The 20,235-nt window shown below is 69.2% G+C and carries 21 protein-coding genes; 15 read left to right on the forward strand and 6 right to left on the reverse strand.

All coding sequences use genetic code 11. The annotated features are described in order from the left end of the window. Window positions 1–100 precede the first annotated feature (100 nt). Complete coding sequence (locus BJ980_RS18025; RefSeq protein ID WP_179503568.1) at window positions 101–958, reverse strand: DUF3097 family protein; 858 nt, start codon at window positions 956–958, stop codon at window positions 101–103. A 142-nt stretch (window positions 959–1,100) separates the two neighbouring features. Between BJ980_RS18025 and BJ980_RS18030 the strand changes: the two genes are divergently transcribed. Continuing rightward, entirely contained in the window at window positions 1,101–1,718 is a 618-nt protein-coding gene (locus tag BJ980_RS18030) for a PadR family transcriptional regulator (protein ID WP_179503569.1), read from the forward strand. Window positions 1,719–1,741: 23 nt separating this feature from the next. Here BJ980_RS18030 and BJ980_RS18035 read toward each other — a convergent pair whose 3' ends face one another. Then, window positions 1,742–2,593 carry an MBL fold metallo-hydrolase gene (locus BJ980_RS18035; RefSeq protein ID WP_343047876.1) on the reverse strand — a complete coding sequence of 284 codons (852 nt, stop codon included), beginning with the start codon at window positions 2,591–2,593 and terminating at the stop codon, window positions 1,742–1,744. A gap of 170 nt (window positions 2,594–2,763) precedes the next feature. On the opposite strand from BJ980_RS18035, the gene hrcA reads away from it, so the two are divergent. Genes hrcA through BJ980_RS18055 form a run of 4 tightly spaced genes read left to right on the forward strand, consistent with a single transcriptional unit; the run spans window position 2,764 to window position 7,142 of the window. Continuing rightward, the gene (gene hrcA, locus BJ980_RS18040; RefSeq protein WP_179503570.1) at window positions 2,764–3,783 is read left to right on the forward strand and encodes a heat-inducible transcriptional repressor HrcA; all 1,020 of its coding nucleotides are present in this window, start codon (window positions 2,764–2,766) and stop codon (window positions 3,781–3,783) included. A gap of 52 nt (window positions 3,784–3,835) precedes the next feature. Beyond that, on the forward strand, window positions 3,836–5,017 hold the full coding sequence (gene dnaJ, locus BJ980_RS18045; protein WP_179503571.1) for a molecular chaperone DnaJ: 1,182 nt from the start codon (window positions 3,836–3,838) through the stop codon (window positions 5,015–5,017). Then, a complete protein-coding gene (locus BJ980_RS18050) occupies window positions 5,017–5,757 on the forward strand; it encodes a 16S rRNA (uracil(1498)-N(3))-methyltransferase (RefSeq protein WP_179503572.1) in 741 nt (246 codons plus the stop codon). The genes dnaJ and BJ980_RS18050 overlap by 1 nt, the downstream gene beginning before the upstream one ends. Before the next feature lie 59 nt (window positions 5,758–5,816). Beyond that, window positions 5,817–7,142 carry a cytochrome P450 gene (locus BJ980_RS18055; RefSeq protein ID WP_179503573.1) on the forward strand — a complete coding sequence of 442 codons (1,326 nt, stop codon included), beginning with the start codon at window positions 5,817–5,819 and terminating at the stop codon, window positions 7,140–7,142. On the opposite strand, the gene BJ980_RS18060 is transcribed toward BJ980_RS18055, so the two are convergent. Together BJ980_RS18060 and BJ980_RS18065 are read right to left on the reverse strand one after the other, a co-directional pair. Next, on the reverse strand, window positions 7,129–8,262 hold the full coding sequence (locus tag BJ980_RS18060) for a Gmad2 immunoglobulin-like domain-containing protein (protein ID WP_179503574.1): 1,134 nt from the start codon (window positions 8,260–8,262) through the stop codon (window positions 7,129–7,131). The two genes, BJ980_RS18055 and BJ980_RS18060, sit on opposite strands and share 14 nt — an antisense overlap. Continuing rightward, window positions 8,259–8,834: a SigE family RNA polymerase sigma factor gene (locus BJ980_RS18065; RefSeq protein WP_343047877.1), complete on the reverse strand. Its 576-nt coding sequence runs from the start codon at window positions 8,832–8,834 to the stop codon at window positions 8,259–8,261. Before BJ980_RS18065 ends, BJ980_RS18060 begins: the two co-directional genes overlap by 4 nt. A gap of 111 nt (window positions 8,835–8,945) precedes the next feature. Between BJ980_RS18065 and BJ980_RS18070 the strand changes: the two genes are divergently transcribed. From BJ980_RS18070 to era, 10 genes are all read left to right on the forward strand, one after another. Beyond that, window positions 8,946–9,305 (forward strand): histidine triad nucleotide-binding protein, encoded by a 360-nt coding sequence (locus tag BJ980_RS18070; RefSeq protein ID WP_179503575.1) that lies wholly within the window; start codon window positions 8,946–8,948, stop codon window positions 9,303–9,305. Window positions 9,306–9,370: 65 nt separating this feature from the next. Next, window positions 9,371–10,372, forward strand: a complete 1,002-nt coding sequence (locus tag BJ980_RS18075) for a PhoH family protein (protein WP_179503576.1) — start codon at window positions 9,371–9,373, stop codon at window positions 10,370–10,372. Continuing rightward, complete coding sequence (ybeY, locus tag BJ980_RS18080; protein WP_179503577.1) at window positions 10,369–10,818, forward strand: rRNA maturation RNase YbeY; 450 nt, start codon at window positions 10,369–10,371, stop codon at window positions 10,816–10,818. Before BJ980_RS18075 ends, ybeY begins: the two co-directional genes overlap by 4 nt. Beyond that, the gene (locus BJ980_RS18085) at window positions 10,815–12,131 is read left to right on the forward strand and encodes a CNNM domain-containing protein (protein ID WP_179503578.1); all 1,317 of its coding nucleotides are present in this window, start codon (window positions 10,815–10,817) and stop codon (window positions 12,129–12,131) included. Before ybeY ends, BJ980_RS18085 begins: the two co-directional genes overlap by 4 nt. Then, complete coding sequence (locus tag BJ980_RS18090) at window positions 12,124–12,477, forward strand: cytidine/deoxycytidylate deaminase family protein (protein ID WP_179503579.1); 354 nt, start codon at window positions 12,124–12,126, stop codon at window positions 12,475–12,477. The genes BJ980_RS18085 and BJ980_RS18090 overlap by 8 nt, the downstream gene beginning before the upstream one ends. Window positions 12,478–12,648: 171 nt before the next feature. After that, window positions 12,649–13,920, forward strand: a complete 1,272-nt coding sequence (locus tag BJ980_RS18095) for a class I SAM-dependent methyltransferase (RefSeq protein WP_179503580.1) — start codon at window positions 12,649–12,651, stop codon at window positions 13,918–13,920. Window positions 13,921–13,968: 48 nt separating this feature from the next. Further along, on the forward strand, window positions 13,969–15,402 hold the full coding sequence (locus BJ980_RS18100; protein ID WP_179503581.1) for an FAD-binding protein: 1,434 nt from the start codon (window positions 13,969–13,971) through the stop codon (window positions 15,400–15,402). After that, window positions 15,399–16,685, forward strand: a complete 1,287-nt coding sequence (locus tag BJ980_RS18105) for an SAM-dependent methyltransferase (protein ID WP_179503582.1) — start codon at window positions 15,399–15,401, stop codon at window positions 16,683–16,685. Before BJ980_RS18100 ends, BJ980_RS18105 begins: the two co-directional genes overlap by 4 nt. A gap of 77 nt (window positions 16,686–16,762) precedes the next feature. Then, window positions 16,763–17,554 carry an SIP domain-containing protein gene (locus BJ980_RS18110; RefSeq protein ID WP_179503583.1) on the forward strand — a complete coding sequence of 264 codons (792 nt, stop codon included), beginning with the start codon at window positions 16,763–16,765 and terminating at the stop codon, window positions 17,552–17,554. Continuing rightward, entirely contained in the window at window positions 17,551–18,549 is a 999-nt protein-coding gene (gene era / locus BJ980_RS18115) for a GTPase Era (RefSeq protein WP_425490344.1), read from the forward strand. Before BJ980_RS18110 ends, era begins: the two co-directional genes overlap by 4 nt. 1 nt (window position 18,550) lies before the next feature. Here the strand turns inward: era and BJ980_RS18120 are convergent, their stop codons facing one another. Together BJ980_RS18120 and BJ980_RS18125 are read right to left on the reverse strand one after the other, a co-directional pair. After that, window positions 18,551–19,417, reverse strand: coding sequence for a septum formation family protein (locus BJ980_RS18120; RefSeq protein WP_179503584.1), 867 nt, complete (start codon window positions 19,415–19,417; stop codon window positions 18,551–18,553). Next, the gene (locus tag BJ980_RS18125) at window positions 19,414–20,226 is read right to left on the reverse strand and encodes a septum formation family protein (RefSeq protein WP_343047878.1); all 813 of its coding nucleotides are present in this window, start codon (window positions 20,224–20,226) and stop codon (window positions 19,414–19,416) included. The genes BJ980_RS18120 and BJ980_RS18125 overlap by 4 nt, the downstream gene beginning before the upstream one ends. Window positions 20,227–20,235: the final 9 nt, after the last annotated feature.

A 20,235-nucleotide genomic window follows, 5' to 3' on the forward strand; every position in this document is an offset into this window, starting at 1 on the left:
ACCTGCAGTTGTGGTGCGCCGAACCGACAGTTGTGGTGCGTTCAACCTGCAGTTGTTGACGCAAGAAGTGCCGGTTCAAGCCGCAACAACTGCAGGTTCGTCAGTTGGTGACGAAGTCGATGAGCTCCTCGACCCGGCCGAGCAGCGCCGGATCGAGGTCCTGGAACCCGCGCACGCCGCCGAGGATGTGCTTCCAGGCCCGCGCGATGTCGGTCTGGTTGCGGTGCGGCCAGCCCAGCTGCTGGCAGACGCCGTGCTTCCACTCGATGTTGCGCGGGACGTCGGGCCACCTCTCGATGCCAAGCCGCGCAGGCTTGACCGCGGCCCAGATGTCGATGAACGGGTGGCCGACGATCAGCACGTGCTTGCCGACGGCCGAGTGCGCGATCGAGCTGGCGATGCGGCTCTCCTTGGACCCCTTGACCAGGTGGTCGACGAGCACGCCGACCTTGCGGTCGGGTCCGGGCTTGAAGTCGCGCAGGTGGTCGGAGAGGTCATCGACGCCGCCGAGGTATTCCACGACCACGCCCTCGATCCGCAGGTCGTCACCCCAGACCTTCTCGACGAGCTCGGCGTCGTGGCGGCCCTCGACGAAGATCCGGCTCGCCCGCGCAACCCGGGCCTTGGCGTCGTGCACGGCAATCGATCCCGACGCGGTGCGGGTGGGCTTCGCCGGAGTCTTCAGGCGGGTGGGCCGGGTGAGGATGACAGGCTTGCCCTCGAGCAGGAATCCCGGTCCGAGCGGGAAGGTACGTCGTTGGTTGCGGCGGTCCTCCAAGGTCACCGTGTCGATGTCCCGGTCGACGGCGACGACCTCGCCGCACCAGTCGGTGCTGACCTCCTCGAGCACCAGGCCGAGGTCGGCCTCCATCTCCACGGCGCGACCGTTCTTGGGGGCGGTCCAGTCGGTGCGGAGGACGTCGGATCCGTAGCGATCACGAGAAGCGGGGGAAGTCACCGGGCCAACGCTAGGAGGGCACCGGCCGGCTCACGTTCAGGCACGCCGACGGGGTGGTCGGGACCACCCGAACCGGTTGTTCGAAGCACCATCGCGATATATCGTCAATGTATCGCTTGAACAAACCGTGAAGGAGTCGGTCATGAACGGATGGCAAGGGCAGTGGCCCGGCGGCAACAATCCCTGGGGAAGCTGGAGCGGTGGACGAGGCCGCCCCGGTCCGCCCCCGTGGGTCAACGACCTGGTCCGAAGCTTCGGCGGCCCACCCAGTGGCGGGCCCCGACGCGGACCCAAGGCCCGACGTGGCGACGTACGTGCCGCCATCCTTTCCGTCCTCGCCGAGGAGGCGATGAACGGCTACCAGGTGATTCAGCAGATCGCCGAGCGCAGCGAAGGAGCCTGGAAGCCGAGCCCCGGCTCGGTCTACCCGACGATCCAGCAGCTCGAGGACGAGGGTCTGGTCGAGGGTCGCGACACCCAAGGACGCCGCCTGCTGCACCTCACCAATTCCGGGCAGGCGTACGTCGACTCGCACGCCGACGAGCTCGCAGCGACCTGGCGGGCGTTCCGTGAGACCGACGAGGAACGCGCCGCGGCCGGTGGGATCGGCGATCTGATGCCTGTCGTCGGCCAGGTGATGGGAGCCGTGTGGCAGGTGGTCACCGTCGGCACCGAGCAGCAGCGGGCCGAGGCCGCCGAGATCCTCGGTGAGACTCGACGACGTCTCTACGGACTGCTCGCCGAGGGCGACCCGAAGTGAGTCGTTGACCCCGCGCGGTCAGTTCAGATGAGCGGCAATCGCTTGGCGGTCCGAGGCAGGTGCGCATAGCCACGGCGTACGGCCTGATCCAGCAGGTGCTCGGGCCAGGGCCACTCACCCTCGGCCAGGGCCTGGCCCACCGGGATCCCGCGTCCGGCCAGGTCCCGGATGGTCTCCGCGACGACGCCGATCTGCCCGCGCTGCTCGTGCACGAAGTCGGAGTCGGAGACGCCGCCGTGGCCGGGGACCACGACCGTGTCGTCGGTCATCAGCGAGATCGCCAGGTCGAGCGCGGTGGGCCACTCCATCGGCCAGCAGTCCGGGCCGTAGGCCGGCGGGCCGGACTCCTCGACCAGATCGCCCAGTACGACGACGTCGGCGTCGGGCAGACGCACGATGACGTCGCCGTCGGTGTGGCCGCGCCCGGGGTGCAGGAGCTCGACCTGACGGTCCCCGAGGTCGATGACCTGCGCCGAGGAGAAGGTCCGGTCCGGCAGGAGCACCGGTGAGGCGTCGATCTCGGCCGCACGCTCCCGCCCACCCTCACTCCCGACGAACGCCGTCCTGGTGTCGCGGAAGGTGGCAAGCGCTGCGGCGGTCGCCTCGTGCGCGTGGATCGGGGTGCCCTCGAAGACCGCGTTGCCCAGGACGTGGTCGAAGTGCGCATGGGTGTTGACCACGCCGACGACCTGACCTGCCCCGAGGGCGCGGATCGAGTCGAGCATGGTGGCCATTGCCGCCGTCGAGGCGAGCGTGTCGACCACGACGAGCCCGCGCTCGCCGCCGATCACGGTGAGGTTCACGTCGATCAACTCATTACGTGCGACCCAGGTGCGGTCGGCGATCTCGGTCAGGACGGCGGGGGAGTCGGGCACGTGCTCAGGCTAGTGGGCGCAAGAACTGCAGGTTCAACGCGCAACAACTGCCGGGTCGACGCGCAACAAGTGCAGGTTCGGCGCGGGCATCGACAGGCGAGTAGGATTGGCACTCGCGACAACGGAGTGCCAGAGTCCAGGCTGGCGCACAACGACGGAAGGAGTCCGGAATGGTCGAGGACCGACGACTGGCCGTGCTCCGGGCGATCGTGGAGGACTACGTCTCCACCGAGGAGCCCGTCGGCTCGCGTGCCCTGGTCGAGCGGCACCAGCTCGGAGTCTCACCGGCCACGGTGCGCAACGACATGGCCGTCCTCGAGGACGAGGGACTGATCCACCAGCCACACACCAGTGCCGGCCGGGTCCCGACCGACAAGGGCTACCGACTCTTCGTGGACCGGCTCACCAAGGTGAAGCCGATGAGCGCCACCGAGCAGCGCGCGATCTCCAACTTCCTCCAAGGCGCGGTCGACCTCGACGACGTCGTCCAGCGCAGCGTTCGCCTGCTCGCCCAGCTCACCCGGCAAGTGGCGGTCGTGCAATATCCCACCCTCTCGCGCAGCACGGTGCGGCACATCGAGATCGTCGCCATGGCCGCGAACCGCCTGCTCGTGGTGCTGATCCTGAGCACCGGCAGGGTCGAGCAGCGACTCGTCGAGTGCGAGCGCGAGCTCACCGAGGACGAGCTCGTGAAGCTGCGGTCCTCGGTCAACCACGCCGCAACCGGCGAGATCATCGCCGAGGCGATCCGGGCCCTGGGCCGCGTCGGTGAGGAGACCGAGCCCGATCTCCGCGAGACAGCGCAGGCCGTTGCCGCCTCACTCGTCGAAGCGATGTCCGACCACCGCTCCGATGAGCGCGTGGCAGTCGGTGGCACCGCCAACCTGGCCCGGTTCGGCGAGGGCTTCGACACCGTCCGGCCACTGCTGGAGGCCTTGGAGGAGCACGTCATCCTGCTCAAGCTCCTCGGCGAGGTCGGCTCGGCAGGCGCCGTGACCGTCCGGATCGGCCACGAGGGCCCCTACCAAGAACTTGCCGCCACCAGCGTGGTGGCCACCGGCTACGGCCCCGAGGACCAGGCCATCGCCTCCCTCGGCATCGTCGGGCCGACCCGCATGGACTACCCCGGAACCATGGCAAGCGTGCGGGCCGTGGCCCGCTACGTGTCCCGGATCCTCGACGAGGCATGACCTCGCCCCACGAACGACCCAACCATCCAGAGCCCAGCGACAAGAAGGACTCATGAGCGACCTGTACGAACTCCTCGGTGTGCCCCGCGACGCGGAGGCGGATGCGATCAAGAAGGCCTACCGCAAGCTGGCCCGACAGCTGCACCCCGACGTCAACCCGGACCCGGAGACGCAGGAGCGCTTCAAAGAGGTCTCGATGGCCTACGAGGTGCTCAGTGACCCGCAGAAGCGTGCCGCCTATGACCGCGGCGGTGACCCCTTCGGCGGAGGAATGGGCGGCGCCGGCGGGTTCGGCCAAGGCGCCGGCTTCTCCTTCACCGACATCATGGACGCCTTCTTCGGCGGCCAGGGCGGTGGCGCAGGCGGCGGTGGCCGTGGCCCCCGTCCCCGCGTACGCCGCGGCCAGGACGCCCTGATCCGGCTCGAGGTCGAGCTGGCGGAGGCTGCCTTCGGCGTCACCCACGAGCTCAAGGTCGACACCGCGATCGTGTGCGACGCCTGCACCGGCAGCGGCGCTGCTCCCGGCAGCAAGCCGGTCACCTGCGAGACCTGTCGCGGCGCCGGTGAGGTCGCCCAGGTGCAGCGCTCGTTCCTCGGTGAGATCCGCACCCTGCGCCCGTGCGCTGCCTGCCGTGGGTTCGGCACGACCATCCCCGAGCCCTGCCGCGAGTGCTCGGGCGAGGGACGGGTGCGCTCGCGCCGCAACCTGACCGTCAAGATCCCCGCCGGCGTGGACGAGGGAACCCGCGTCCAGCTCAGCGGCCAGGGCGAGGTCGGCCCCGGTGGCGGTCCGGCCGGCGACCTGTTCGTCGAGATCCACGTGGCCCCGCACAAGACCTTCACCCGGCACGGCAACGACCTGCACTGCACGGTCTCGGTGCCGATGACGGCAGCCGCGCTGGGCACCACCCTGACCTTGCCGACCCTCGAGGGCGACCTCGTGGAGGACGGCACGGACTCCGACGTCGAGATCAGCTTCACCCTCGAGGTGAAGCCGGGCACCCAGTCGGGCACCGAGCAGGTCCTGCGTGCTCGCGGCGTGCCCGGCCTGCGCAACACCGGCCGCGGCGACCTGATCGTCACCACCGTGGTGGAGACTCCCGGTCGCCTCGACGCCCGCCAGGAGGAGCTGCTGCGCGAGCTGGCCGAGATCCGTGGCGAGCAGACACCCGACGGCAGCGTCCAGCCGACCCACAAGTCGGTCTTCGGGCGGTTGCGGGACGCCTTCCACTGATGTCGCTCCCGGTCCACCTGGTCCCGTCCCTGGCCAACGTCGCCGCAGGCTCGAGCGTCGAGATCACCGGTGACGAGGCCCATCACGCGGTGGCGGTGCGCCGGCTGAAGGTCGGCGAACGGGTGGTCCTCACCGACGGCGCCGGGAGCTCCGCGCCGGGTGAGGTGGTCTCGACCGGCAAGCGGGTCTTCACCGTGCGCATCGACGAGCTGGCGTACGCCGTACCCGCGACGCCCCACGTCACCGTGGTGCAGGCGCTGCCCAAGGGAGACCGGGGTGAGCTCGCCGTCGAGGTGCTGACCGAGATCGGGGTGCAGGTGATCGTGCCGTGGGCCGCGGCCCGCTCGGTGGCGGTCTGGCGCGGTGAGCGCGCGGCGAAGTCGCACGCGAAGTGGGCGTCCACGGCACGTGAGGCCGCCAAGCAGGCCAGGCGGAGTTGGTTTCCCGAGGTGAGTCCGCTGGCCGACACCGCCACCGTGCTCGACCTGCTCGCCGGTGTCGACCTGGCGCTGGTGCTGCACGAGGGTGCACAGACCCCGATGCGTTCGGTGGCCGTGCCCGAGTCGGGCCGCATCGCCCTGGTCGTCGGCCCCGAGGGCGGCGTGAGTGATGAGGAGCTGGATCTCTTCGACGCGGCAGGTGTGCGCGCGGTCCGACTGGGCACAGAGGTGCTGCGCACCTCCACCGCAGGCGTCGCCGCGGTGTCCGCGCTGTTGGCGCGCACCACTCGCTGGGGTTGAGCAACAGATCCGGGCGATCCCCGATGTGTGAACCGCCGCAGATCTGGAACGCTGGGGGTATGACGCAGATCAAGCGGCGGGTGCTCGGAGCAGTGCGTGGGGTGCTGCTCCGGATCCTTCCGAGCCCGGACATCGATCTCTCCCGGCTCGACCGGATCCCCGAGTCCCTGGGTTGGCCGCTGCGGCGCGACGGGTTCGACCCACAGCCCAGGCTCGCCGAGATCCGCGAGCAGGAGCCGGTCCACCACCTGACCTCGATGATGGGGATGAGCGTCTGGTTGGTCACCGGCGTCGACGAGGGCCGCACCGTCCTGCAGGACCCGTCCTACAGCACCGACATCCGTCCCTACGTCGGCAGCAAAGGTGCCGCGGACGGTGACATCGGCGGCCTCGGCTTCACCGACCCGCCGGACCACACCCGGCTGCGCAGGTTGATCACCCCCGAGTTCACGATGCGCCGGCTTGCCCGGATGCGCCCGATGGTCGAGCGGATCGTCGAGCAGCAGCTCGACGAGATCGCCGCCGCGGGCGAGGTCGTCGACCTGGTGCCGACCTTCGGCTTCCCGGTGCCGTTCCTGGTCATCTGCGAGCTGCTCGGCCTCCCGGACCACGACCGGCAGACGTTCATGGAGCTGGGCACCGCCCGCTTCGACGTCTCCCAGGGCGGCGTCGGATCCCTCGGTGCCATCTCCGAGTCGCGCGAGTTCCTCAAGGAGGCCACCCGCCGACAGCGCGCCGAGCCCGGCCCCGGCCTGATCGGCCAGATCATCCGCGAGCACGGCGACGAGATCAACGACTACGACCTGGCCGGCCTGGCCGACGGAGTCTTCAACGGCGGCATGGAGACCAGCGCCTCCATGCTCGCCATGGGCACCGCAGTCCTGCTCAACGACCGCAAGTCATGGGACCGGCTCCGCACCGAGCCGGAGCTGGTGGACCCCGTCGTCGAGGAGCTGCTCCGCTATCTCTCGGTGGTCCAGGTCGCCTTCCCGCGCTTCGCCCGCGAGGACGTGATGGTGGGCGACAAGCAGGTCCACAAGGGCGACGTCGTGCTGGTCTCGATCCCCGGCGTCAACCGCGATGGCGCGTTCGGCGACCGGCCCGAGGACTTCAACCCCGAGCGCGAGTCGTCCCGGTCGCACCTGGCCTTCGGCCACGGCCTGCACCGCTGTGTCGGCGCGGAGCTCGCCCGGATGGAGCTGCGGATCGCGTTCCCGGCGTTGTCGAAACGCTTCCCGGACATGCAGCTGGCCGTCGAGGACCCCGCGGATCACGGCTTCCGGGAGAGCTCGATCGTGTACGGCGTCGAGTCGGTGCCGGTGCGCCCCGGCCGGGAGGCCCGCGGCGGAATGCCCGCAGCAGGCGTCGGGTTCACTCGACCTTGATCGTGCGGGTGTCCTCGTCGGGGCCGCTGCCCTCGGTGCCGCCGGTGGGATCGTCGTTGTGGGCGCGGAACGTGTAGGTGCCCGGAGCCAGCGAGGACACGTCCACCTCGACCTTCCACGCGAACAACTTCTCCTGGGCCCAGCCGTCAGCGGTGCCGAAGCCGTCCGCGACGACCTTGCCGTCGGAGTCGACGACCTGCCAGCCGACCCACGCCTCGAAGCCGTTGTTGACCCCGGTGGCGGTGAACACGTCGTCGACGGTGATCCCCTCCCGCGGTGCGGTGATGTTCATCAGGGACAGGGTGTCGAGCACCGGTGCATTCGTCAGCGGCCCGGGGGCCGGGACGCCGAGCACCATGTCGGCAGGTTCGCCGTCGATCAGGACCCGGACCGGGTGGCGCCCCGCACCCACCGCGGCCTGGGCGGTGTAGACGAGGGACTGGACGGCCATCTCGGCGTCCTCGGGATCGAGCCCGCTGGGTCGCTCGCTCAGGGAGGTCTCGCCGCTCCTCAGCCGGACCGTGATCACCTCCTCGGAGATGTCACCGGCCTCGACCTCATCCACGCCAGTCCCGGACGGCCAGGGCTGGTCATAGTCGGGATCCATCGGCTGCCCGGCAACGGCCTCCTGGAGCGATCCTCGGAGCTTGGTGGTCGCACTCGTGCTGTTGATCTTGTGGAACTCGCGGAACAGTCGGGGCCCGCGCGCGGTGTCACCGACGTAGTAGACGGGGATCGCGCTGGTCACCGGAGCGCCGGTGTCGGTGCCGTCCGGGGTCGGGTCACTCGGTGACGGAGTGCTCGGGGAGGGGCCGGTGGACGAGCCATCGGTCGCCTGCACCGTCGGGCTGTTCGCCGGGTCCGGCCCCGAGGCGTCCTTCGCGGCAGGATTGCCCAGCACGGCCACCGCGGTGATCGTGGCCGCCGTGGCGACGACTGCCCCGGCCACGCCGTAGAGCCAGGGACGTCGACTGCTGAGCGACGTCACCTTGGTTGCGTTGCGGATCGCGTCCAGCCGGTCATCGGGTTCGACGTCGCTGACGGCATCGGCCATCAGTGAGCGAATCTGCTCGTGGCGGAGGGGTCCCTGCCCGCCGTCGGGGGTCTTGTGGGAGCTCATCGTTCCTCCTCCATGAATGTCGAGAGCTGCCTGCGCAGCGCTTCTGCGCCACGCGACGCGTGGCTCTTGACCGCACCCCGGCTGATGCCGATGGCTTCTGCGATCTGTGCTTCCGAGAGATCGAGGTAGTAACGCAGCACCATCACCTCGCGCTGGCGTGCCGACAACCCGGCCAGGGCATCGAGCACGGCCGTACGTCGTTCGCCGGCCAGGACACCGTGATCGGCACCCGGTTCGGTGATCCGGGTGCTGTCGGCCGCGGACGCGCCGGCCTCGCGCTCGATGTGGCGCTCGACGACCTTGCGGTGCCGGAGCACGGACCGGGAGCGATTGACCACCGCTTGGCGGAGATAGGCCAGGGCCTTGTCCGGCTCACGCAACCTGCGCCACCGTCCGTGCATGGCGACGAAGGCGTCCTGGACGACCTCCTCGGCCGTGCCCTGGTCACGGACCAGGAGCACCGAGAGCCGGACCAGCGAGCGCCAGTGGGCGGCGTACAGCTCCTCGACGGCTGCGTCCGCGTCGAGGCCACGCGCAGGGGCGTTCATCGCGCCTGCCGTCTGCTCGTCCACCACATGGGTCCTCACGCTAGTTGCACGCCGTGGGTCGGGTGGTGGTTTACACGCCGCGGGTGCGAGGTGGCGAGGGTGTCGTGACGCAGACGGCCGACCTATGCTCGGAACATGACTGCACCCACCCCTCCGGATGACTGCATCTTCTGCAAGATCGTGGCCGGGGAGATCCCGGCAACGATCGTCCACGCCAGCGACGACGCGGTGGCGTTCCGGGACCTCAATCCGCAGGCGCCCACCCACGTGCTGGTCATCCCGCGCAGCCACTATCCCGACGCCGCCTCCCTGGCCGCCCACGAGCCGGGCGCGCTGGCCGACCTGTTCGCCACCGCCAGCCAGGTGGCCGATCAGGAAGGGCTCGAAGGCGGCTACCGCGCCGTGTTCAACACCGGTGCGGCCGCACAGCAGACCGTCTTCCACGCACACCTGCACGTCCTGGGTGGCCGCGAGCTCACCTGGCCGCCCGGCTGAGTCGGGCCCCGGGCCGACAAACTCGGTGTGACCGGTGCCCGCCCGCGCCGTAGCATGGAGGCCTCATGACTGACTCTCCTTCCAGCTCCGGCTCGCGCACGCCGACCACGCGTCACACGGTGGTCGTGCCCGCGAGCATCAACATGGTCAGCCTGCTCGGGCCCAACGACGAACACCTCAACCGGATCGAGCAGGCCTTCGACGCCGACGTCCACGTGCGCGGCAACCAGATCACCTTTCATGGTGAGCCGGCCGAGATCGCGCTGGCCGAACGGCTCCTCGAAGAGCTGGTCACCCTGATCCGCACCGGCCAGGGGATCAGCGACGAGACCGTCGAGCGGATCGTCGGCATGCTTCGCACCGAGACCTCAGAGCGGCCCGCGGACGTGCTCTCGCTCAACATCCTCAGCAACCGCGGCCGCACCATCCGGCCCAAGACGCTGAACCAGAAGCGGTACGTCGACTCGATCGACAACCACACGATCACCTTCGGGATCGGTCCCGCCGGCACCGGCAAGACCTACCTGGCGATGGCCAAGGCCGTCCAGGCGCTGCAGGCCAAGGACGTCAGCCGGATCATCCTCACCCGCCCGGCGGTCGAGGCCGGCGAGCGGCTGGGCTACCTGCCCGGCACGCTGACCGAGAAGATCGACCCCTACCTGCGCCCGCTCTATGACGCGCTGCACGACATGCTGGACCCCGAGCTGATCCCCAAGCTGCTGGCCGCCGGGACGATCGAGGTCGCGCCACTGGCCTTCATGCGTGGGCGCTCGCTCAACGACGCGTTCATCATCCTCGACGAGGCCCAGAACACCTCTCCCGAGCAGATGAAGATGTTCCTGACCCGGCTCGGCTTCGGGTCCAAGATCGTGGTCACCGGTGACACCACGCAGGTCGACCTCCCCTCGGGCATCAAGTCCGGGCTCAGGGTGGTGGAGGGCATCCTCGACGACGTCCAGGACATCTCGTTCAACCGCCTGACCGCACACGACGTCGTACGCCACCGGCTGGTCGGCAAGATCGTGGCCGCCTATGACACCTATGACGCCAAGGGAGAGCGCCGGTGAGCATCGAGGTCCTCAACGAGTCCGGTCGCGAGCTCGACATGGCATCGCTGTCCGCGCTGAGCCGCTTCGTGATGGACGAGATGCGGGTGCACCCACTGGCCGAGCTCTGCATCAAGGCCGTCGACGAGGCGACCATCGCCGAGCTCAACGAGCGGTGGATGGACAAGCAGGGCCCCACCGACGTGCTCGCCTTCCCGATGGACGAGCTGCGTCCGGGCCTGGTCAACGAGGAGCCCGAGGAGGGAGTCCTGGGCGACCTCGTGCTCTGCCCCGACATCGCCGCGAAGCAGGCCGAGACCGCCGGGCACACCGCCGAGGCGGAGATCGAGCTGCTCACCGTGCACGGGATCCTGCACCTGCTCGGCTATGACCACGCCGAGCCGGACGAGCACAAGGAGATGTTCGGTCTCCAGGACCAGCTGCTCGCCGCGTGGCGGGCCCGGTGACTGGATCAGACCTGTGGCTGCTGGGCCCAGCGGCAGTGCTGGTCGTCCTGGCGGGGGTCTTCTCCGCCGTCGATGCCGCGCTGTCGTCCTTCTCCCGCGCCCGCGCCGAGGAGATCGTGGCCGAGGGCAAGGCGGGCAGCAAGAGGTTGCTGGCGATCCTCGACGACTCGCCGCGCTACCTCAACACCGCCCTGCTGCTGCGCCTGCTCTGCGAGGTCTCGGCGATCGTCCTGGTCGCGCGCCTGGTCAGTGAGAACCTCGACGGCTGGTGGCTGACGGTCGGGCTCTCGATCGGCATCATGCTGCTGGTCTCGTTCGTGGTGATCGGTGTCGGTCCCCGCACGATGGGCCGCCAGCACTCCGTGACCCTGCTGCTGATGGTCTCCGGCCCGCTCCAGGTGATCACGAAGTTCCTCGGGCCGATCCCGCAGATGCTGATCGTCCTCGGCAACGCGCTCACGCCCGGCAAGGGCTTCACCGACGGGCCGTTCTCCACCGAGACCGAGCTGCGTGAGCTGGTCGACATGGCCGAGGCGTCCAGCGTCATCGAGGACATCGAGCGCAAGATGATCCACTCCGTCTTCGAGCTCGGCGACACCACGGTGCGCGAGGTGATGGTGCCGCGCAACGACGTGCTCTACGTGGACCGGCACAAGAACCTGCGGCAGGCCCTGTCCCTGTTCCTGCGCAGTGGCTATTCGCGGATGCCGGTGGTGGGGGAGAACCTCGACGACATCGTGGGCTTCGCCTATCTCAAGGACGTCACCAAGCGCGTCTTCGACAACGCCGACGCCGAGACCACCGAGCGCATCGACCAGTGGATGCGACCGGTCCACTGGGTGCCGGACAGCAAGCCGGCAGACGACGTACTCTCCGAGATGCAGGCACGCCGCCAGCACATCGCCGTCGTGGTCGACGAATATGGCGGCACCGCCGGCATCGTCACCATCGAGGACGTGCTGGAGGAGATCGTCGGCGAGATCACCGACGAGTACGACGACGGCGAGATCGCCATCGAGGTCCTCGAGGACGGCACCACCCGGGTCTCCTCGCGCTACCCGGTCGACGACCTCGACGAGCTCTTCCCCGGACTGGTCTTCGTCGAGGAGGACGTGGACAGCGTCGGTGGCCTGCTGGCCAAGGAGCTCGGTCGGGTGCCGATCCCCGGCTCGTCGGTGGAGGTGCACGGGCTCCGGTTCGTCGCCGAGGAGCCCACCGGCCGTCGCAACCGGATCTCCACGGTGCTGATCAGCGCCGTGGAGCCACCCGCACGCCACGACCAGCCGACTGACTACGCTGATCCGCATGCCTGAAGCAGCCCTGTCCGCCGAGGACGCCAAGCTCGTCACCCTCGCCCGCTCCACCCGTGCGCGCACCCAAGCCTCGCAGGGCGCGGCCGTGCGCGACGAGAACGGCCGGACGTATGCCGCGGCCTCGATCGCGCTGGACTCGTTGCAGATCTCCGCGGTCGGGGTCTGCATCGCGATGGCGATCTCGTCGGGATCCACCGGCCTGGAAGCGGTCGTCGTGCTCGACGAGGCCGGTCGCACCACCCTCGACGAGCAGGACCGGGCTGCGATCATCGAGTTCGCCGGTTCCGGAGTGGTGGCCCATCTCGGCGACCCCCGGGGGCAGATCCTCTCCTCGGGCCAGAGCTGAATCGCGGGTCGGAGCTGAGCTCCTCGCGAGGAGCGAGTTCGTTCAATCTGCGGGTCCGCACTGAGTCGCCGGTCACAATTCGGTAGGTTGACGTGCGGCGGGGTGGAGGCCACCCTGCTCGTGCGCAGATGAACCCACCTGGGCAGCAATCGAATTCATTCGGGAGACCAGATGACCGAGACAACCAGCACACATGAGCGAAACCACGTGCGAGACGCGTGGGAGCTCATCGAGGTGATGGAGAGGATCGGTGCGTCGAAGTCCGCCGAGCTGTTCGCCCCCCGCTGGGAAGCGAGCCGGGTCAAGGGCGAGGAGTTCTATGCACCGGTCGCTTCCGGTGAGTGGTTCTCCACCGAGAACCGTGACATGTATGAGTCCCCGACGAACCGGACCCGGTTCGCGCGCACCGTGGACTTCCTGCGCCCGGGCGAACGGATCATGGAGATCGGCATCGGCAAGGGCTTCCTCGCCCTGATGGCGCTCAAGGCAGGCGAGATCGGCGCCTACCGCGGCATCGAGCTGGTGCCGTCCAACGTCACCGCCACGAACAAGACCCTGGCTGCCAACGGCTATGCCGAGCGCGCCACCGCGGAGGTCGGCAACCTCTATGACCTGACCCGCGAGATGGTCGCCGAGCACAAGACCGACCTGCTGATCTGCTGCGAGGTCCTCGAGCACGTCCCCGACCCCGAGGCAGCGCTCAAGGTCCTGGCCGACGCGCTGCCTGAGGGCACCGACCTGTTGGTCTCGGTCCCGCTGCGCGGGCGGCTGGAGGGGATCTGGGGCCACGTCGCCCAGTTCGGGGTGGCCCGAGTGCGCGAGATGGCCCGATCGGCCGGCCTCACCGTGCACCACGTCGAGCCCCTCGCCAACACCTGGGTCTTCATGCTGGCCTCCCGCAGCGCGACCAGCGAGCGGGCCGAACTCGTCGCCGCGGCAACGCCCGACGTCACCGCCGACCTGGTCACGCCGCCGGACTGGTCGCTCAGCGTCGACAACGTCGAGCCGGAGGCGATGGAGTCGAAGTGGCGCAAGAACCTCTCCTCGCACTCGGTCACCCAGGCCGAGCGAGGCGTCCGCCTGAGCGCCACGGCCAGCGCGAAGAGCGATGGCAGCCACTATGCGGGCATCGCGTTCGCCTGCAAGGACGTGCGCGGCATCCGGCTCGAGATCGATCCGGTCGACATCGAGCAGGTCGAGGCGTTCTATGCGGACTTCTATGCCGGCGCCGAGCGGGTCGGTCGCTGGAAGTGGATCCCCTCCGAGAAGCGGCCGAAGCAGAAGAAGCCGACCTTCATGTTGCAGCCCCACAACGTCGGCACCTACTTCAAGCGCCAGAAGGTCAAGGACCTGAGCACCGCGGACCGCTTCGAGCTGTTCGCCCAGCTGCCTCACGGGGGCAAGGTCACCATCGAGGTGCCGCGGATCGGTTGGTTCCGCTGACGCGGAAACCTCTGGAAGTTGGTCGGCCCAACGAGATAGCGTGGTCGGGTGACCACCTCGACGAGTCGAGACGATTCATGGGCACGCCACCTCAACGCTGTCGAGCGCCTGCGCGCTTCTGATGCAGCGATTCCGCGCGGTGCCCCGGTGCGGCTTGCGAAGAAGACCTCGAACCTCTTCCGCCCACGCGTGGCCACGCCAGGCCGGTGGAGCGCCGGGGGACCTGACGTCTCCGGACTCGACGTCTCCGGGCTCGACCGGGTCATCGCCCTGGACGTCACCGGGCGCACTGCCGACGTGCAGGGGATGTGCACCTATGAGGAGCTGGTCGCCACGACCTTGGGCCACGGCCTGATCCCACTGGTGGTTCCGCAGCTGCGCACGATCACCCTCGGCGGAGCCGTCACCGGGCTCGGCATCGAGTCCACCAGCTTTCGCAACGGGCTGCCGCACGAGTCGGTGCTCGAGATGGACATCCTCACCGGCGCCGGCGAGGTGCTCACGGCCACCGCCGACAACGAGCATGCCGACCTGTTCCGCACGTTCCCCAACTCCTACGGGTCGTTGGGCTATGCGACCCGGTTGCGGATCGAGCTCGAGCCGGTCGAGCCCTACGTCGCCCTGCGCCACGTCCGCTTCGACGACGCCCACCTGCTGACGGCGGCGATCGAGCAGATCGCCCTCACCGGGCAGTGGGAGGGCGAGCGCGTCGACGGGCTCGACGGTGTCGCGTTCGATCCCTCAGAGCTCTACCTGACCCTGGCCCGGTGGACGTCTGCAGAGGCCACCGGGGCGAGTGATCGAGCACCGACGACCTCGGAATACGTCGACGAGATCTACTTCCAGTCGATCCGCCGCAAGCCCGCCGATCTGCTGCGCACCGAGGACTACCTGTGGCGCTGGGACACCGACTGGTTCTGGTGCTCGGGTGCCTTCGGGCTGCACGACGCGAGGGTGCGGCGGCTCTGGCCGCGGTCCAAGCGACGCTCGGACGTCTATCACCGCCTGGTCGGCCTCGAGCGTCGTCTCGGGATCGTCGACCGGCTGGACCGGTGGCGGGGCAAGCCGCTTCGCGAACGCGTGATCCAGGACATCGAGGTGCCGCTGGAGAACCTCCCCGCCTTCCTCGACTGGTTCGACGAGAGCGTCGCGATGCGCCCGGTGTGGCTGTGCCCGCTGCGCCTGCGCGGCGACCGCACCTGGCCGACGTACCCGCTGCGCACCGCGACCACCTATGTGAACGTCGGCTTCTGGGGGACCGTGCCCGTCGGCGACGCCGCGCCCGACGCGCCCGTCAACCGGGCGATCGAGGCCAAGGTGCACGAGCTCGGCGGCCACAAGTCGCTCTATTCCGAGGCGTTCTACGACCGAGCGGACTTCGACGTGCTCTATGACGGCGCGAACCTGGCCGCGCTCAAACGGCGCTATGACCCCGACGACCGGCTCACCTCTCTCTACGACAAGGCGGTACGACGACGATGAGCAGCCTCACCCAGTCCGATCCGGTCACCATCGCAGAGGCGATCGAGTCCCTCCTCAAGGACGGCGTCCCGGTCAGGTTCACGGCGTACGACGGCAGCTCGGCCGGTCCGGTCGACGCTGCGATCGGCCTGCACCTGAAGAACGAGCGCGGGCTGTCCTACATCATGACCGCCCCCGGAGACCTGGGCATGGCGCGGGCCTATGTGAGCGGCGACCTTGAGCTGAGCGGGTGCCACCCGGGCAATCCGCACCCGGCGATGTCGCTGCTGATGAGCCACCTGCGGTTCCGTCGGCCCAGCCTCAGCGAGGGGCTGCGACTGGTCAGGGGATTGGGGATCAGCAAGCTCGTCCCGCCTCCGGTCCCCGTCCAGGAGCACCTGCCGCGCTGGCGCCGGGCCGTCGAGGGACTGCGCCACTCAAGGCCTCGTGACGCCGACGTGATCTCGCACCACTACGACGTCTCCAACCGGTTCTATGAGCTGGTGCTCGGTCCGTCAATGACCTACACGTGCGCGCTGTACGAGAGTCCGTCGGCAACCCTGGAGGAGGCCCAGGCGGCGAAATATGAGCTGGTCGCCCGCAAGCTCGGACTCGAACCGGGCCAGCGCCTGCTCGACGTCGGCTGCGGGTGGGGCGGCATGGTCCGGCACGCCGCGAGGGAACACGGCGTACGGGCGCTCGGCGTCACCCTCTCGCTGGAGCAGGCGCAGTGGGCCAAGGAGGCGATCGATCGCGAGGGGCTCTCGGACCTGGCCGAGGTGCGCCACCTCGACTACCGCGACGTGCAGGACGGCGACTTCGACGCGGTCAGCTCGATCGGCCTGACCGAGCACATCGGGGTGCGCAACTACCCGGCATACTTCGGCTTCCTGCGCGACCGGCTCCGCCCCGGCGGTCGGCTGCTCAACCACTGCATCACCCGCTCCCACAACCGCCCGACCGACACCGGCGCGTTCATCGACCGCTATGTCTTCCCGGACGGCGAGCTGACCGGTTCCGGCACCATCGTCAGCGCTGCCCAGGACGCCGGTCTCGAGGTGCAGCACACCGAGAACATCCGGCGGCACTATGCGCGCACGCTGGCCGGCTGGAGCGACAACCTGGTCGAGCACTGGGACGAGTGCGTGGCCGAGGTCGGCGAGGGCACGGCGCGGGTGTGGGGGATCTACATGGCGGGTTCGCGCCTCGCGTTCGAGCGCGACGAGATCGAGCTGCACCACGTGCTGGCCACCCGGAACAGTGAGATGGGCGACCCGTCGTATCCGATGCGTCATGAGTTCTGAGTCAGCCACCGGACAGGGGCCGGTCGTGGAGCCCCGGTCGTGGCGGCCACCCGTCGCGAATGCCCTAGCCTTGGCGGGTGAGCACCCGAGCAGAGCACTACCCCGCCGTGGTGCAACAGCGTGAGCAGATCTCCAGCCACCTCGTCCGACTGACCCTGGGCGGCGACGGCCTCGCCGACTTCGCGAGCACGGGGATCCCTGATGAGTGGGTCGGCCTGATCGTGCCCGGCCAGTTCCAGAGCCGCTACTACACGGTCAGGTCGTGGGACGGCGCGCAGATGGTCCTCGACGTGGTCGTGCACGAGACCGGCCTGGTCACCCAGTGGGCCAGCGGCGACTGTGTCGGCGACACCGTCACGATCACCGAGCCGAAGGGCTCCTTCACCCTTCCCGAGGACGCCCGCTGGGTCTACCTGGTCGGGGACCTGACCGCGCTGCCGGCGATGGCCCGGATCGTCGAGACCCTCGGTCCCGACATCCCGGTCAAGGTCTGGGCCGAGGTGGGCGAGCAGGTGCCCGGCTACTTCGACGAGGGCTTCGTGAGCCGCGGCGACCTGTCCTGGATCCCGCACCAGGCCGAGCACGGCAGTGGCCTGGCCACCTGGGTGGAGTCGCTGCCCTGGCCCGAGGAGCCCGGCTACTTCTGGATGGCCGGCGAGTCCGCCCAGATGCGGGCGATCCGCAAGCACCTGATGCGCGAGCTCAAGCTGCCGCCCACTACCTATGACGTGATGGGCTATTGGCGCGGGGTGGCCAAGCGACAGCCCCGTAGTGTCGACCCGGGGCCGATCTATCGGGCCGGCAAGGCAGCAGGAAAGACCGATGAACAGATCTGGGCCGACTACGACGCAGCACGGGAGAACGAGTGAACAGCGACAAGGGTGAATCGGACCGCGACTTCGACGTGAGTGGCGTCGCCGCGTCCGGGCCGCTGCACGGTCAGCGCGAGGACGGCTTCCGCAGCGGGTTCGTCTCGTTCGTGGGCCGGCCGAACGCCGGGAAGTCCACCCTGACCAACGCCCTGGTCGGCAGCAAGGTCGTGATCACCTCCTCGCGACCCCAGACCACCCGCACCGTGGTGCGCGGCATCGTCCACCGAGACGACGCCCAGCTGATCCTCGTCGACACACCCGGACTGCACCGCCCGCGCACGCTGCTCGGCGAGCGGCTCAACGACCTGGTCAAGACCACCTGGGCCGAGGTCGACGTCGTCGCGGTCTGCTTCCCGGCCAACGAGAAGATCGGGCCCGGCGACCGGTTCATCGTCAACGAGCTCGCCAAGGTACGTCGTACGATCAAGGTCGCGGTGGCGACCAAGACCGACCTGGCCACGCCTGAGCAGATCGGCGAGCACCTGCTCGCGATCCAGGCCCTGGGCGCCGAGACCGGCACCGAGTGGGCCGAGATCGTTCCCGTCTCCGCGGTCGCCGGCGACCAGGTCCAGCTGCTGGCCGACATCTTCGTCGGGATGCTTCCCGAGGGTCCGCCGCTCTATCCGGACGGCGACCTGAGCGATGCCCCCGAGGAGGCGATCGCCGCGGAGCTGATCCGCGAGGCCGCCCTCGAGGGTGTGCGCGACGAGCTGCCGCACTCGATCGCGGTCGTGGTCGAGGAGATGTCGCTGCGCGAGGACCGGGACCCGGACAAGCCGCTGCTCGACATCCACGCGTCGGTCTATGTCGAGCGGGACTCGCAGAAGGGGATCGTGATCGGCCACAAGGGGTCGCGGTTGCGCCAGGTCGGCACCGATGCCCGCAAGCAAATCGAGGCGATGCTCGGGACGCCGGTCTTCCTGGACCTGCGGGTCAAGGTCGCCAAGGAGTGGCAGCGCGATCCACGACAGCTGCGCAAGCTGGGCTTCTGACTCAGTCGGGGATCCAGCAGGTGCCGTGCTGGATGCCCTGTTCCCACTGCTCCTTGGTCGGCCACTCATAGCCCCAGCTGAACTTCAGCTTGTCCTCGGCCCGGGCCCGCGCTGACGACTTGCAGCTCGACTCACCGGCTCGGGCGGCGCGCTCTCCGGGCCAGGCATCCGACTTGGTGGACTTCACGGTCCGGGTGCCGATCGCGCGCCAGCTGTGCTTGGCCGAGCAGACCACCCGGCTGAACGACGAGGATCCCGGCTTGCCGGTGCTGCACAGCCCGTAGCGGCTGCGGCCGGCCTGGGTGGCCAGCACTCCGCGCAGGCTCTGCTTGGTCGGCTGCAGCTTCTCCTTGCCGGCCAGCACGACGGCGTCGCAGCGATACCAGTTGTGCCCGGCATCCGACTCCGCGACGGTGGGCCCGAACCAGACCGCGCGGATCATGCTCAGTCGCAGGGTCGCCGGCGAGGCGCCCAGATAGGCGGGAAGTGCTTGCGGGCAGGCCTGGGCTGCCTGGGCCCGTGCGCGCTCGGAGTCCACCGCGACCAGGTGCCCGTCGAGGACCGACTCCAGCTCGGCCACCCGGAAGGTCTGGGAGGTGTGGCTGGTCGCGCAGGGCACCGAGGAGGCGTCGACCGTGGGGGCAAGCCCCTCGGCATAGGTCAGGTCATAACAGCGCCCCGCACGCGGCGGGTCCGGTGCCACGGCAGGAGTGGGCTTGGCCGTGGCGGTGGGGGTGGGCTCGGGCTTCTCGGACTCGGTGCTGCCACCGGTGCAGCCCGCGAGGAGTGCGCCGAGGACGAATACACTGACGATCGCGGTCCGTGCCTGGCGCGGGCCGCTGCGCGGCAGCAGGCGGCCCGAGATCATTCCGGAGTCCTGGCCCAGCAGATCGAACGACGGTTCCCGGCCTTCCACTCTGCCTCGTGGAACCAGGTGTAGGCGTAGTCGTAGTCCACCGGATAGTTCATCCAGGCGCCGACGGAGTCCGAGCAGAACTCGCGGGTGCGCACCTCGGCCATCCGGTCGCCGGGATATTTGTCCTCGTCCTTGCCGATCTTGATCGTGGTCACCGCGCGCCACTCGTGCTTCTGCGAGCACGGGACCTTGACCGACCCGGCGACGCTCGCGCCCTGGGCGCAGACCATCCACTTGTCCTGCGGCTTGCCGCTGCCGAGCAGGCCCTTGGCCGTGGCGGGCAGATTGACGTAGGCCTTTGCCTGGTCACCGCCCCCGACGACGTCGCAGCGGTACCAGCGGGCGCCGTCCTTCCATGCCTTCTCCGAGGGGCGGAACCAGGCCCAGCTCACGATGCTGCGCATCACCAGGGACTCGTCGGCGCCGAGGAACTTCTCGAACCTCGTCGCGCAGGTCTTGTAGGCCCACAGCCCGAGCTTCTCGCTCTTGTAGCCGGTGGCGGCGATGCTCTCGGGGATGGTGCCGATGGCGAACGTCTCGGCCGTGTGCGGCTTGTCGCAGTCGAGGGTCCTGGTGGCGTTGTTGGTCTTGCCGACGTCGTTGGGGGTGAGCACCCGGCAGGCGCCGAGCTCGGGCGGCTCGACGGCGTCGACCTGCGCAGGGTCGACTCGACTGTTCTTGTCGTCGTCGCTGCAGGCGCTCAGGCCGCTCATCAGCAGAGCGGCGGTGACCGCGACGATCAGGTGGCGTCCGGATGGCACAGTCAGCAA

It is taken from the genome of Nocardioides daedukensis, from assembly GCF_013408415.1.
Taxonomy (GTDB): Bacteria; Actinomycetota; Actinomycetes; order Propionibacteriales; family Nocardioidaceae; genus Nocardioides; species Nocardioides daedukensis.

Bases quoted from the DNA above. Each gene is read 5' to 3' on its own strand.
- BJ980_RS18030 (WP_179503569.1), top strand. From the start codon at position 1,101: ATGAACGGATGGCAAGGGCAGTGGCCCGGCGGCAACAATCCCTGGGGA.
- hrcA (WP_179503570.1), top strand. From the start codon at position 2,764: ATGGTCGAGGACCGACGACTGGCCGTGCTCCGGGCGATCGTGGAGGAC.
- dnaJ (WP_179503571.1), top strand. From the start codon at position 3,836: ATGAGCGACCTGTACGAACTCCTCGGTGTGCCCCGCGACGCGGAGGCG.
- BJ980_RS18050 (WP_179503572.1), top strand. From the start codon at position 5,017: ATGTCGCTCCCGGTCCACCTGGTCCCGTCCCTGGCCAACGTCGCCGCA.
- BJ980_RS18055 (WP_179503573.1), top strand. From the start codon at position 5,817: ATGACGCAGATCAAGCGGCGGGTGCTCGGAGCAGTGCGTGGGGTGCTG.
- BJ980_RS18060 (WP_179503574.1), bottom strand. From the start codon at position 8,262: ATGAGCTCCCACAAGACCCCCGACGGCGGGCAGGGACCCCTCCGCCAC.
- BJ980_RS18070 (WP_179503575.1), top strand. From the start codon at position 8,946: ATGACTGCACCCACCCCTCCGGATGACTGCATCTTCTGCAAGATCGTG.
- BJ980_RS18075 (WP_179503576.1), top strand. From the start codon at position 9,371: ATGACTGACTCTCCTTCCAGCTCCGGCTCGCGCACGCCGACCACGCGT.
- BJ980_RS18090 (WP_179503579.1), top strand. From the start codon at position 12,124: ATGCCTGAAGCAGCCCTGTCCGCCGAGGACGCCAAGCTCGTCACCCTC.
- BJ980_RS18095 (WP_179503580.1), top strand. From the start codon at position 12,649: ATGACCGAGACAACCAGCACACATGAGCGAAACCACGTGCGAGACGCG.
- BJ980_RS18105 (WP_179503582.1), top strand. From the start codon at position 15,399: ATGAGCAGCCTCACCCAGTCCGATCCGGTCACCATCGCAGAGGCGATC.
- BJ980_RS18120 (WP_179503584.1), bottom strand. From the start codon at position 19,417: ATGATCTCGGGCCGCCTGCTGCCGCGCAGCGGCCCGCGCCAGGCACGG.